The organism is Pandoraea vervacti (genome assembly GCF_000934605.2).
Lineage (GTDB): Bacteria > Pseudomonadota > Gammaproteobacteria > Burkholderiales > Burkholderiaceae > Pandoraea > Pandoraea vervacti.
On record NZ_CP010897.2, the window covers coordinates 3,965,038 to 3,978,278 of the forward strand.

The 13,241-nt window shown below is 66.3% G+C and carries 12 protein-coding genes; 9 read left to right on the plus strand and 3 right to left on the minus strand.

What is annotated here, in order from left to right; all coding sequences use genetic code 11:
- Nucleotides 1-38 precede the first annotated feature (38 nt).
- The 3 genes from UC34_RS17200 (at nucleotide 39) to UC34_RS17210 (ending at nucleotide 4,241) form a co-directional block, all read left to right on the plus strand.
- Nucleotides 39-1,622: a 3,4-dehydroadipyl-CoA semialdehyde dehydrogenase gene (locus UC34_RS17200; RefSeq protein WP_044456525.1), complete on the plus strand. Its 1,584-nt coding sequence runs from the start codon at nucleotides 39-41 to the stop codon at nucleotides 1,620-1,622.
- A 211-nt stretch (nucleotides 1,623-1,833) separates the two neighbouring features.
- Entirely contained in the window at nucleotides 1,834-3,405 is a 1,572-nt protein-coding gene (locus tag UC34_RS17205; protein ID WP_044456526.1) for a benzoate-CoA ligase family protein, read from the plus strand.
- A 14-nt stretch (nucleotides 3,406-3,419) separates the two neighbouring features.
- Nucleotides 3,420-4,241, plus strand: coding sequence for an alpha/beta fold hydrolase (locus tag UC34_RS17210; RefSeq protein WP_044456527.1), 822 nt, complete (start codon nucleotides 3,420-3,422; stop codon nucleotides 4,239-4,241).
- 2 nt (nucleotides 4,242-4,243) lie between these two features.
- Here the strand turns inward: UC34_RS17210 and selD are convergent, their stop codons facing one another.
- A complete protein-coding gene (selD, locus tag UC34_RS17215; protein ID WP_044456528.1) occupies nucleotides 4,244-5,323 on the minus strand; it encodes a selenide, water dikinase SelD in 1,080 nt (359 codons plus the stop codon).
- A 258-nt stretch (nucleotides 5,324-5,581) separates the two neighbouring features.
- Here selD and UC34_RS17220 point away from each other — a divergent pair, with 258 nt between their 5' ends.
- Together UC34_RS17220 and UC34_RS17225 are read left to right on the plus strand one after the other, a co-directional pair.
- Complete coding sequence (locus UC34_RS17220) at nucleotides 5,582-6,748, plus strand: transglutaminase-like domain-containing protein (protein WP_044456529.1); 1,167 nt, start codon at nucleotides 5,582-5,584, stop codon at nucleotides 6,746-6,748.
- A 73-nt stretch (nucleotides 6,749-6,821) separates the two neighbouring features.
- The gene (locus UC34_RS17225) at nucleotides 6,822-7,421 is read left to right on the plus strand and encodes a TlpA family protein disulfide reductase (RefSeq protein ID WP_052811108.1); all 600 of its coding nucleotides are present in this window, start codon (nucleotides 6,822-6,824) and stop codon (nucleotides 7,419-7,421) included.
- A gap of 68 nt (nucleotides 7,422-7,489) precedes the next feature.
- On the opposite strand, the gene UC34_RS17230 is transcribed toward UC34_RS17225, so the two are convergent.
- A complete protein-coding gene (locus UC34_RS17230; RefSeq protein WP_044456530.1) occupies nucleotides 7,490-8,473 on the minus strand; it encodes a LysR family transcriptional regulator in 984 nt (327 codons plus the stop codon).
- A gap of 156 nt (nucleotides 8,474-8,629) precedes the next feature.
- On the opposite strand from UC34_RS17230, the gene UC34_RS17235 reads away from it, so the two are divergent.
- Together UC34_RS17235 and UC34_RS17240 are read left to right on the plus strand one after the other, a co-directional pair.
- On the plus strand, nucleotides 8,630-9,235 hold the full coding sequence (locus UC34_RS17235; RefSeq protein ID WP_084070761.1) for a chromate transporter: 606 nt from the start codon (nucleotides 8,630-8,632) through the stop codon (nucleotides 9,233-9,235).
- Complete coding sequence (locus tag UC34_RS17240) at nucleotides 9,232-9,762, plus strand: chromate transporter (protein WP_044456531.1); 531 nt, start codon at nucleotides 9,232-9,234, stop codon at nucleotides 9,760-9,762. The genes UC34_RS17235 and UC34_RS17240 overlap by 4 nt, the downstream gene beginning before the upstream one ends.
- Nucleotides 9,763-9,900: 138 nt before the next feature.
- Here the strand turns inward: UC34_RS17240 and UC34_RS17245 are convergent, their stop codons facing one another.
- Entirely contained in the window at nucleotides 9,901-11,283 is a 1,383-nt protein-coding gene (locus UC34_RS17245; RefSeq protein ID WP_044456532.1) for a hypothetical protein, read from the minus strand.
- A gap of 387 nt (nucleotides 11,284-11,670) precedes the next feature.
- Between UC34_RS17245 and UC34_RS17250 the strand changes: the two genes are divergently transcribed.
- Together UC34_RS17250 and UC34_RS17255 are read left to right on the plus strand one after the other, a co-directional pair.
- Complete coding sequence (locus UC34_RS17250) at nucleotides 11,671-12,297, plus strand: LysE family translocator (RefSeq protein WP_044456533.1); 627 nt, start codon at nucleotides 11,671-11,673, stop codon at nucleotides 12,295-12,297.
- A 30-nt stretch (nucleotides 12,298-12,327) separates the two neighbouring features.
- Nucleotides 12,328-13,143: a DUF3047 domain-containing protein gene (locus UC34_RS17255; protein WP_084071039.1), complete on the plus strand. Its 816-nt coding sequence runs from the start codon at nucleotides 12,328-12,330 to the stop codon at nucleotides 13,141-13,143.
- The last annotated feature ends 98 nt before the right edge of the window (nucleotides 13,144-13,241 follow it).

Below are 13,241 nucleotides of genomic sequence, written 5' to 3' on the forward strand. Positions count from 1 at the left end.
CACCTTTGCCATTTGGGTCTTCTGCTCGCTTCAGGTTGATGGACATGAGTACTGCTGCCTTGCTGGAAAATTACGTCGCTGGCCAATGGGTGGCCGGCGACGGTGAGCGCACCACGCTGACCGATCCCGTCACGGGCGACACGCTTGCCTACGTCTCGAGCGCCGGGCTCGACCTCGACGCGGCCTTCGCCTTCGCACGCGAGACGGCCGGTCCGGCGCTGCGTGCGCTGTCGTACGGTGAGCGTGCGCAACGACTCTCGCAGATCGTTGCCACGTTGCAAGCGAATCGCGACGACTACTATGCGATTGCCGCCGCCAATTCGGGAACGGTCGCAACCGACTCCGCCGTGGACATCGACGGCGCCATCTATACGCTCTCCACTTACGCGAAGCTCGGTGCGTCGCTAGGCGACGCGCACCTGTTGCTCGACGGCGCCGCCGTGCCGCTCGCCAAAGACGCCTCGTTCGCCGTGCGCCACGTTTTACGGCCGACACCGGGCGTTGCGCTCTTCATCAACGCGTTCAACTTCCCGTCGTGGGGACTGTGGGAGAAGGCGGCCGGGGCGCTGCTCGCGGGCGTGCCCGTGATCGTCAAACCGGCGACCTCGACCGCCTGGCTCACCCAGCGCATGGTGACCGACGTTGTCGCAGCAGGCATCCTGCCGCCCGGCAGCCTGTCGGTGATCTGCGGCAGCGCCGCCGGACTGCTCGACCGTATCGGCCCGTTCGACGTCGTCTCCTTCACCGGCTCGGCCAGCACTGCCGCCACGCTGCGCGCACATCCGGCGTTCACCGAACGCTCCGCACGCATCAACGTGGAAGCGGACAGTCTGAACAGCGCGATCCTGCTGCCGGACGCCTCGCCGGGCACCGCCGCATTCGATCAGTTCGTGCGCGAAGTGGCGCGAGAGATGACGGTCAAGTCGGGACAGAAGTGCACGGCGATTCGCCGCGCGATGGTGCCCGTCGCGTATTTCGATGCTGCGGCGAGCGCGATTGTCGAGCGGCTGGCGAAGACGGTAGTGGGCAACCCGCGTAATGACACGGTGACGATGGGCTCGCTCGTGAGCGTCGCCCAGAAACGCGCCGTGCTCGAAGGCATCGCCGAGTTGCAATCGGAAGCGCAAACGCTCTACGACGGCAATCGCGAAGCCGCTTTCGTCGATGCCGAGGCGAACAGCGCCTGCGTGGCGCCCGTGCTGCTGGGCCTGCGTGACGGCGCGGCAGGCAACCGCATTCACGACACGGAAGTCTTCGGCCCTGTGGCGACACTCGTGGGCTATCGCGACCTCGACGACGCCGTGACGCTCGCCAGACGCGGGCAGGGCTCGCTCGTCGTCTCGTTGTATGGCAATGACGCCGCCGCCATGCGTGCCCCTGCGATCGCATTGGCGGATGCGCACGGTCGCGTGCATGCCGTCGATCCGTCGGTGGCGAAGACGCAAACCGGCCATGGCAACGTGATGCCTCAGTCGCTGCACGGCGGCCCGGGACGCGCCGGTGGCGGCGAAGAACTCGGCGGCCTGCGCGCGCTGCGCTTCTACCACGTGCGCTCGGCCGTTCAGGGCCCGGCGGCCCTCGTCGAAGCGCTGACGCAGGACGCTGTCGAACTGCCTCGGTAATCGGACCATCCGAGCATCGAACCATCCGACCCTATGGCTCGCGCATCGCGGGCCGTGTTATCCAGTATCAACCCCGCAGTAGCCGCAAGCCGTCGCAGTCAAGGTGATTCAACGAGGCGCCGTCAGAGCGCGGAAAAGAACTCACGCCACGCGTGCCCGCCCGCTTATCCGTTTGCGGGTGCAGGCCGCGTGGTGATCCACCGGAGGCAACATGCAAGCCGTACTCACCCCACCGCCGGCGAACTTCAACTTCGCTGCGCATCTGGAGGCGCTCAACCGTGAGCGCACCGCCAAGACTGCTTATCTCGACGACACGCGAACGCTGACGTATGGCGAACTGGCCGAGCAAAGCCGACGCTTCGCCACAGGCCTCGTGCGCGCGGGCGTGCATCGCGAGGAGCGCATCCTGCTCATCATGCTCGACACGGTCGACCTGCCGGTTGCGTTCCTCGGCGCGCTCTACGCGGGCGTGGTGCCGGTGGTCGTCAACACACTGCTCACCGCCGACGACTATGCGTACATGATCGCGCACAGCAAGGCGCAGCTCGTGATCGCCTCCGGCGCGCTGATGCCGACGGTCCAGGCCGCGCTCGACAAGGTCGGCGAGACGACTACGCCGCCGCCCTGCATCGTCTCGCAACCGATTGCGGCGCAAACCGACGCGGCGAGCGCATTGCCCACGTTCGATGCGCTCGTCGACGGCCCGCCCAGCGCCCTGCCCGCCGATACGGCGGCCGACGACATCGCCTTCTGGCTGTATTCCTCCGGCTCGACCGGCAAGCCCAAAGGCACCGTCCACACGCACGCGAATCTGTACTGGACGGCGCAGACTTACGGTCGCCACGTGCTGGGCGTTCGCGAGGACGACATTGTCTTCTCCGCCGCCAAGCTCTTCTTCGCCTACGGACTGGGCAATGGACTGACGTTCCCGCTCTCGGGCGGTGCAAGCGTCGTGCTGATGGCCGAGCGTCCCACGGCCGAGGCCGTGGCGCAGCGTCTTCGCCAGCATCGCCCCACGATCTTCTACGGCGTGCCCACGCTCTACGCCACGCTGCTCGCCTCGCCGCATCTGCCCGCGCGCGAGGACGTGGCGCTGCGTCTGTGCACGTCGGCCGGCGAAGCGCTGCCGCGCGAGATCGGCGAGCGTTTCACCGCGCACTTCGGCGCGGAAATTCTCGACGGCATCGGCTCGACCGAAATGCTGCACATCTTCCTGTCGAATCGCGCGGGCCGCGTGGCCTATGGCACGACAGGCGAGCCGGTGCCGGGTTACGCGGTGGAACTGCGCGACGAACACGGCCAGCCGGTGCCCGATGGCGAGATTGGCGACCTGTACATCAAGGGGCCGAGCGCGGCGCTCATGTACTGGTGCAACCGCGAGAAGTCACGCTCGACATTCCTCGGCGACTGGCTCAAGAGCGGCGACAAGTACCAGCGCCTGCCCAATGGGTATTACGTCTATGCGGGACGCAGTGACGATATGCTCAAGGTCAGCGGCCAGTACGTCTCGCCCATCGAAGTGGAGATGGTGCTGATGCAGCACGATGCGGTGCTCGAGGCGGGCGTCGTGGGACGCGACGACAATGGCCTCACCAAGACACAGGCGTTCGTCGTGCTCAAGCCGGGGCTCGACGCCACCGACGCGATGGCCGCCGAGTTGAAGGCCTTCGTCAAGGCACGTCTGGCCCCGCACAAATACCCGCGCGAGCTGGTGTTCGTCGACGATCTGCCCAAGACGGCCACCGGTAAGGTGCAACGCTTCAAGCTACGTGAAATGCTCTAGGAGACACCCATAGCATGTCGGACGTACAGTTCGCCCGGATCGAGACGCCCTCGCATGGCGCGCTCTCGCTGGAGTATCGATGGCTCAATCGCGAGCGCACGCACGCGCCGTTGCTGGTCTTCCTGCATGAGGGGCTGGGCTCCGTCGCCATGTGGAAGGACTGGCCGCAGCAGTTGTGCGACGCGGGCGGCTATCGCGGTCTCGTGTACTCACGCAACGGATATGGCCGCTCGACCCCGCGACCGCACGACGAAGCCTGGCCGGTGGACTTCATGCACCGCCAGGCGCGCGAGGTGCTGCCTGCGTTTCTCGACGCGGTGGGCGTCGGGCCGGACGAGGCGGATCGGGTGTGGCTCGTGGGGCACAGCGACGGCGGCTCGATCTCGCTGCTGTTCTCCGCCGCGTTCCCCGACCGGCTCGCGGGGGCGATCGTGCTCGCGCCGCATCTGTTCGTCGAGGACGTATCGGTCGAGAGCATCGCCAAAACGAAGACCGTCTACGAGACGACCGATTTGCGCAGCAAGCTCGGCCGCTATCACGACGACGTCGATTCCGCGTTCTGGGGGTGGAACGATATCTGGCTGAACCCGGCGTTTCGCGAATGGAATCTCGTGGGCGCCGTGGCTACCATCTCGAAGCCGCTGCTGGCAATTCAGGGCGAGGACGACGAGTACGGCACGATGGCGCAGATGGACAGCATTGCCGCGCACGTGCCGCACGCGAGGGTGGTGAAGCTGGCCGATTGCGGTCACTCGCCGCATCGCGACGCGCCCGGACCGCTCGGCGAAGCCATCGTCGCGTTCATCGGTTCGCATACGTCGCTTCGGGCAGCTTGATCTCAGATGACGCGCACCCCCGGCGTACCCGGACGCATGGCGCCGACGATGGCCGCTTCGATGAAACCGTCGGCACGGAAGACGGCGAGCACGTCGTCGACCGCGCCCGGCGCGCACGACACCAGCAGACCGCCTGCGGTCTGCGGATCGCACAGTAAATCGCGATCGCGCGCCGTCAGGCGCTCTCCCAACGCTACCGACGCCCCATACGACGCCCAGTTGCGACCGGACGCGCCGGTAATGTACCCCTGGTCCGCCAGTTCGCGCACCCCGTCGAACAACGGCACGTCGGACATGCGCAAATAGGCTGCAAGGTTCGCGCCTCGGCACATCTCCAGCGTGTGGCCGAGCAGACCGAAGCCCGTCACGTCGGTGAGCGCATGCACGCCCGGCAGCGCGGCGAGCGCCGGGCCGACGCGATTGAGGCGCGTCGTCGCATCGATCATGCGGCGATAGCCATCCTCGTCGAGCTGGTGTTTCTTGAGCGCGGCCGACATCACACCGACGCCGAGCGGCTTGCCCAGTACGAGCACGTCGCCTGCCTGCGCGTCGGCGTTGCGTTTGAGACGTTTCGGATGCACGACGCCCAGCGCGGCCAGACCGTAGATCGGCTCGACCGAATCGATGCTGTGACCGCCCGCAATCGGAATGCCCGCCTCCGCGCAAATCGACTCGCCGCCGCGCAGAATGTCGCGGATCGTCTCTCGCGGCAACACGTTGATCGGCATGCCGACGATGGCCAGCGCGAAGATCGGCTTGCCGCCCATCGCGTAGATATCGGACAGCGCATTGGTCGCGGCAATGCGGCCGAAGTCGAACGGGTCGTCGACGATCGGCATGAAGAAGTCGGTCGTGGCAATGATCGCCTGCTCGTCGTTGAGCTGGTAGACAGCCGCGTCGTCGGCGGTCTCGGTGCCGACCAGCAGCGCAGCGGGCGCGGGCAGGGGCGTATCGTTGCGGGCCAGCAGTTCGGACAGCACGCCCGGCGCGATCTTGCAGCCGCAGCCGCCGCCGTGCGAGAGCGAAGTCAGACGCGGCACTGCCGGGGCTTCGCCCGATTGAGTTGCATCGTTTGCGGTCATGATCGTGAGTGTTCGTTTTCTTGAAGTCGACGTATTATGAAGCAGCTTTGGCGCATCGCCATGTCTTGCGACGTGTCGCCGCGCCTGCCATGTCTCGAAACCCGAAGTCTTGCAGTCTTGACATGGCGGACGATGCGCCAATGCTACCGTTTCACATCGTCCCTGCATTCGGGAATGTCGCATCAAGACACCGCGTTTCACCTTGTTTTACCCTCTAACCAATGTGCGCCGTGAGCGCTGAAGCCTAAGGGGACCACCATGCAACGCCGCCGCTTCCTGTCTTTGGGCGCTTCTCTGGGCGCTTGCGCCCTGCCCGCCTCCGTGCTGTCCACTTCGCTGCTGCCGGGCGCCGCACGCGCGGCATCGAGCGCCGCAGGCGTCGCAACGCCCAATCCTGCCGACGGCTGGCGCACCTTCGAGCTGACCACACAGGTCGATCTGCCGGCCGGTAACGGCCCGGCGAACGTCTGGCTGCCCGTGGCAATGACGCCGTCCGGCGCCTATCAGACCGCGCTGGGCGCCCACTGGGAAGCGCCGGGCGCCAGGGCGGACCTGCGCATGGTCCGCGGTGCGTCGGGCATTGGCGTGCCGATGCTCGCCGTGGCGTGGCCGGGCGGCGCGGCGCAAGGGGCTCGCACCGTCACGCTGACGAACACCTTTGCCACGCGCGACCGGCGCGTCGACTTGTCCCAACCGCCGTCGGCCAACGCGGCGCACGAACCGCCGGCGGTGCTGCGTCAGTATCTCCAGCCGACCGAGTTGCAGCCGACCGACGGTCTGGTGCGTGAGACCGCCGAGAAAATCACGCGTGGCGAAAAGGGCGACGTCGACAAGGCGCGCGCCATTTATCAGTGGATCGTGGAGAACTGTCGCCGCGAGGGTTCCGTGCGCGGCTGCGGCACGGGCGACGTGCGCTATATGCTCACCACGGGAGATCTCGCGGGCAAGTGCGCCGACATCAATGCACTCTTTACCGCCCTGGCGCGCTCGGTCGGCATTCCCGCGCGCGACGCGTACGGCGTGCGCGTCGCAACGTCGCGTCACGGTTTCAACAGCCTCGGTAAGGCAGGCGACGTGACGCGCGCCCAGCATTGTCGCGCGGAGTTCTATGCGGCCGGCTACGGTTGGGTGCCGGTCGATCCGGCGGACGTGCGCAAGGTCGTGCTCGAAGAAGTCCCGGGCGGCCTGCCGCTCGACGATCTGCGCGTTCGCGCGGCGCGCGCGATGCTGTTCGGCCAATGGGAAATGAACTGGGTCGCGTTCAATCACGGCGCCGACATCCCGTTGCCCGGCGCGCACGGCACGCACACGAGCGCCGTGCCCTTCCTCATGTACCCGAACGGTGAAGTGGCAAGTGCCCGGCTCGACAGCCTCAATCCCGACACCTTCCGCTATCGCATGCACGCGCGCGAAATCACAATTTGAGCACCACCTGAGCACGACCTGAGCGGTGGCCTGATCGTCATCGCTCGCCCCACGCCCCCAGGGAGCTTTTGCCATGCAACGCCGTCATTTTCTTCATACGCTCGGCGCGCTCGGCGCCGCCTCGGCACTGGGCGGGACCGGCACCCCGGCGTTAGCGGCCGGACCGGTAAAGGGCGCGTCGGAAGTCGACGACAGCGCGCTCGCCGGCACCTCCGGCGGCACGCTGTCGGCATGGCGAGGGGCGACCCCCGCCTTCGCCCTGGAAGGGCTCGATGGCAAGACCTATGCCTTGTCGCAGTATCGCGGGCGCGTGGTCATCGTGAACTTCTGGGCGACGTGGTGCGGACCTTGTCGCAACGAGATCCCGGCGATGGGCGAGGTCGTGCGTCAATACCGTGCGCGCGGCCTCACGCTGCTGGCCGTCAATTACAAGGAACCGGCCGCGACCGTGAAGCCCTTTGTCGACAAGTTGCCCATCGACGGCACCGTCCTGCTCGATGCGAACGGCGCGGTGTACAAGCGCTTCGGCTCGCTTGGCCTGCCCGCGACCTATCTGGTCGACCGCGCAGGCAATGCGCGCTTCTGGCGCATGGGCGAGTTGGAATGGACCGACGTGGGATTACACGGGCACATCGAAGCGTTGCTCACGCAAAAAGGCGGCGCGGCGGCCTGACGCGCTGTTGCGACGCCATTGGCGAATGGCAGTCGGCTGTCGGCTGATGGTTGATCGCTAACGGCACGTTATGCCCCTGCGACCGCACGAACGTGCTCCAGCAGGCGCGCGGTCGGCCCGGCAAGCACTCCGTCCCGGTAGGCGCAACATAGCGGTGCGCGAGGCGGCGGCGCGAGCGGTCGGTACACGATGCCCTCGATCTGCATGCGCATGAGCGACGCGGGCACCACCGACACGCCAAGCCCTGCGGCGACGAGCGAGAGCGTAGTGAGCAGGCGCGGCGCCTCCTGTTCGATCGCCGGACTGAAGCCTGCGCTGTGACATGCGGCGATGATGGCGTCGTACAGCCCCTGCCCGGCGCGACGGCGATAGAGAATCAGCTTCTCGGAGGCGATTGCCGTCATCGGCACGGCCGCTTCGTGGGCATTGGCGGCTTGGGCGGCTTTGGCGGCTTTGGCGGCTTTGGCGGCTTTGGCGGCTTTGGTGACCTTCGCCCCGCGGCCCGTGCGCGCGAGCGGATGCGCCGAGGGCACCGCCAACACCATCGGCTCCTCCAGCACCTGCACCACGGCAATCTCTCCGGTATTGCCTTGCGGTTGCCGAATGAAGGCGACATCGATGTGGCCGTCGCGCAATCCGTCGAGCAATTCGCCCGTACTGGATTCGTCGAGCATGAGCGATACCGACGGGGCGTCGCTGCGAAAGGCGCGAATCACCGTCGGCACGAACGGGTGCAGCGCTGCCGAACTGGTGAAGCCTACGGACAGGCGTCCCTTCACGCCGGCGGCAACGCGCCGCACGTCGTCGACCGCCTGATCGAGCTTGCGCACGACCTCGTAGGCGTCGGCAAGAAATGCCTGCCCGGCATCGGTGAGCGCCATGCCGCGCGGCAGACGCTCGAACAGCGTCACGCCCAGTTGCGTCTCCAGCACCCGGATCTGTTGCGAGAGCGGCGGTTGCCCGATGCCCAGACGCTCCGCTGCACGCGTCATGTGTCCGGTTTCAGCCACCGCAATGAAATAGCGGAGCAGGCGTACGTCGACGTTTGCCATATTGCTTCGATATGATTCAAGTCACTTCCATATATTGGACAATATAGCGCAATCCGCCTAATCTCAAGGGGTCCCGCGCGGCAATCGTGCCCCTCCATCGAAGACACTCTCTGCCGGGCGGCCCCTTAGCAATACCGCTCTTCGAATTTGCCCGCCATGAACATTCCGGCCCCACCTACCGCCGTCACACCGGCCACCGCGGATCCGACAGCCATCCCCTCCCCCGTCACTCAGGCGCCCAGCGTGCGCGAACTGTTCCTCGGCTTTCTCGGCCTGGGCATGACCGCGTTCGGCGGGGCGTTGCCGCTGGCGCGACGCATGATCGTCGAGAAGCGTCGGTGGATCACGTCTGCGGAGTTCACCGATTTGCTCGGTCTGTGCCAGTTTCTGCCGGGCGGCAACATCATCAATCTCTCGGTCGCGCTCGGCATGCGCTTTCATGGCTGGCGCGGCGCGCTGGCTTCGATCCTCGGGCTGATTGCTGCGCCGTCCGCGGTCGTGATCGTCCTCGGCTCGATCTATCAGCATTTTCAGAACGATGCGCATGTGAAGCATCTTTTCGCCGGGCTGGCGGCCGCTGCTGCCGGTCTGCTGATTCAGATGGCGTGGAAGGTTTCGTGGCCGCTGCGCAAGTCGCTGGCGCTCGGCGGCGTGGCGGTAGCGTGCTTCATCGCGATTGCCGTGCTGCGCGTGCCGCTCGTGCTCACCATGCTGGTGATGACGCCGATCTCCATCTATGCCACCTGGAGAGTCTCGCAATGACCGGCACGCTCATCTCCCTCGCCCTTATCTTCACGCAGTTGTCGGTGCTTGCCTTTGGCGGCGGCAACACGATCCTGCCGGAGATGGAGCGTCAGGTCGTCGATCTGCACCACTGGATGACCTCCGAAGCATTCAGCGCCTTGTTCGCGCTGGGACAGGCGGCGCCCGGTCCGAACCTCATGATCGTGACGCTCGTCGGCTGGCATGTCGCCGGCTGGCAGGGCATGCTCGTCACGTCGATCGCCAAGTTCGGACCGTCGTCGCTCATCACGGCCGGTGTGCTGCATCTTTGGGAACGCTTCCGAGACCGGCCGTGGCGCCGTATCGTGCAGGCGGGCCTGATGCCGATGACCGCCGGGCTGGTGGCTGCGAGCGCAGCGCTGATCGCCCAGGCATCGGCCACCTCGTGGCTGCTCGCCGGTATTACGGCCAGTGTTGCCGTACTGGCCATTCGCACGAAAGTCCATCCGCTGTGGTGGCTCGCCCTCGGCAGCGTGGCCGGGCTGCTCGGTGGCGCTTATCTGTAAGACGGATCGCAACGACATGAGTGGCCGAAACGCGTTGTACGGTGGCATCGGGCCAACACATGCATGGGCAGCGCAGATGGACCGCAAGACAGCGCCATTCTCGTGGGCGGCTCCGGCGGCTGACGCCAGAGGATGGGTTTAGCCTCGCGCGCTCACCTGAGCCAACGACGCATGCCAGTGATCCCGGCCCATCGCGCCGATGCCGTCCACCAGACGCACCCAGTCAGGGCTGCCGATCTTCAGCGAGGGCGGCGTGTCCCCGCGCACCAATGCGGCAAGGCGAGCCGGACATGGAACGTTGACGGCGCTGGACTCAGGCCGGCCCGCCACGATCATCACCCGGGCGATCCAGCGGGCCACGTCCAACGGAATCGTTGGACGGATCGTCTCGCCGGGCGCCGGCGCCGGCTCATCCGACCAGCGCCAGGCGTAGCGGGCACTGATGCCGGCGCGCGTCGCAACGCCGAGTGCGTCGAGCACCTGGCGACACGTCAAGCCTTCTTGCGCCGCGACCGCCATCGCGCGTTGCGCGAGCTCACGCCAATCGCCGGTGCCGCCACAGTCGTCGCGCACACTGGCGGCGAACAGTTCCGTGAGTCGGGTACGGACGCGTCTTAACGCCGTAGGGTGCGTGAGCAAGCGGCGGTCGTTTCGCGTCTTCGCGGACAGATCGTCCGTGGTTTCGGCAGGATCGAACACCTGCACGTCGATGGGGTGGACGGTGAACGTCGGCGATCCGGGGGCGTCGTGACGCCAATCCGGTTCGAGCCGGTCTCTGAGCAACGCGAAGGCGCTGTCATCGCGAATGAGTGACCGGCGTTCGTCGGTGATGAGCAGGGCTTCGCGCATGGGCTTGGGCAGCTTGAACCCGAGGCCGTGGGCCATCAGTTGGCAAAGGCCCGAGACGCGGTCACTGCGTGCCAGATCGGATTGCGGGGCGTCGGCAATGTGCAGCAACAGCGCCTCGGCGATATGCATTTCCGCGAGCGCGCGACGCGGCAGCGAGGCGCCGCCCTGCTGCGCGTTGGCAGCGGGCGCTGTCGCATCGAACACCGCGAGACACTGACGCATTGCCGTCACATCCGCGAGCGTGCGCCGACGCAGTTGCGAATCCGTCTGCAAGGCCCACGCGCGCCGCGCCTCGCCACCGCCCCCGATTGCCCGCTCCAGCGCCCTGAGTTCCGGCCAGAGGTAACTGCATGTCGCGCCGAGCGTGAGGGCACTCAGCGCGCAGGCCAGGCCAACGTCCACGACATTCGCGACATTCGTAACGCCCGCCACCCCGGGCTGCGCGCCGGCCTGAGGACGGAATCGTCGGCCTGCCTGATGCCAGGCATCGGCGAGCAGATGACGTAACCCACTGTCGCGCACACAGGCGAGGGCGCCGGTGAAGTCCGCCCGGAAGCTGTCGAGAACACAATGCATCGCGTCCGTCGCAAGATGAAGGACCGTGCTCACACCGGGCAGCGTGCCGGTCGAGAGCGAGTGGGAAGTGCGGGGCGCATCGGACACAATTGACATGGCGCAGGCTCCTTGATGAGTCGTGGTGCCGATCCACGCCGATCCACGCCGATCCACGCCGATCCGCACCCATCCACACCAGTCCGTGCCGGTCCGCAGGGTCCTGCCCGCCATGACGGGCGAGAAGCAGGCACGAGGAACGCACGAAGCAGGCGAAAGCTGGCCAAACGCAGACAGAAAGCGGGCAGAAAGCAGGCATGAAATGCAAAGCATGTGCACGGAACGCGCGGACCGGAAGAGCGGGCATGGTCCGCCACCGGCGCCCGCCCGGCTTCAGGATTCGCTCCCGGCCCTTTCGGGCGGCCTCTCGCAGAATCTGGGATGATGTCGGCATTGCATCGTCCCGACTCACTGAAAACTCGCTCGTCCCTATTGGAGGAGGCCGTCATGCCGACCCTGGCCACGCTTGCCACGTTTGTCGTTGTCGTACTCGGACTTTTTCTGATTCCCGGGCCTGCCGTTCTGCTGACCATCACGCGCACCGTGCAGGGCGGACGCCGCGCCGGTGTCATGACCGGCATGGGGATCGCCTTCGGCGACCTCGTGCACACGCTGTTCGCGGCGCTCGGACTGTCTGCCGTGCTCATGACCTCGGCTCTGGCGTTCGACGTGGTGAAATACGTCGGCGCGGCCTACCTGATCTATCTCGGCATCAAGGCGCTGCGCGAGCGCCCGGCCGATCCGCAATTGCCGACACCGCCCCGGGTCTCGCCGGGCCGAGCCTTCGTGCAGGCCGTGGCAACGGAGGTGCTCAACCCCAAGACAGCCCTCTTCTTCCTCGCATTCATGCCGCAATTCGTGCATGCGAGCGAAGGGAACGCCTTCCTGCAGTTCCTCGTATTGGGCATGGTGTTCGTTGCGATGAGTGCGCTGTACACCGCAGCCATCGCCTTGTCGGTGCGCCCGCTGGGAAAATTCGTGGGCCGCTTCACGTGGCTGCTGCGCTGGCAAGGCAAGATCGTCGGCACCCTCTTCATCGGTCTGGGGCTGCGGGTCGCCATGCAGCAACGCTGAGTTCGCCTTTCAATGTGGGAGTCGTTCGCCATGCCATGCATTGTCCCGACGCTTCGCTCATCGTTTTCTCGACGTCTGTCCCGCTTGCGCTCCCGCGGCGTGGCCGCCACGACCCTGATCGCATGTCTGACCACCATCGGCGCACACGCGACACCCGCCGTGGCCGCCGACGCATCGCCGCCCGGACCGGCGGCCATTGCGTTTTCCAAAGCGCCACCGGGCAGTGCCTTGCCGACGGGATGGCAAAACCTGCCGGTCGTCACCGGCAAAAAGCTCACCGCCTACACCGTGGTGGCCGATGGCAGGCGCAATGTCATCGAGGCGAACTCGGCCGACTCGGCGTCGGCGCTCGTAGCCAAGGGTGACGGCATCGACCTGAGTGCGACGCCCGTCGTCGCGTGGCGCTGGAAGGTGGACGCGGCGATTCCCGGCGCGGACAACCGGGTGAGCGACAAGGAAGATGCGCCGGCACGAGTCGTATTCTTCTTCGATGGCGACAAGTCGTCGCTGCCGTTCGGCGACCGCGCCGCCATGACGCTGGCAAAGGCGGGCGGCGAAGACCTGCCCTACGCCACCCTGATGTATATCTGGTCCAACGATGCGCCCGTGGGGAGCGTGATCCAGAACCCGCACACCGACCGGGTACAAATGCTTGTCGTCGCCAGCGGCGAGGCGTCGCTCGGCAAATGGCAAACCTTCTCACGCAATCTCGCGGCCGACTTCGAGCGCGTCTACAAGGAAAAACCGGGCAAGCTGCTCGGCTACGGCATATTCACCGATAGCGACAACACGCACGCCACCGCCCACGCCTGGTACGGTGACTTGCGCTTCGATCCGGCGAAGTGATCCGACGATTCCAGGGACGGAATTCGCTTCCGGTTTCATCAGCCGACACTCACGCGAAAAGACGTGTCGAAAGCCTTGAAAAAAACGTCGAAAGCCCC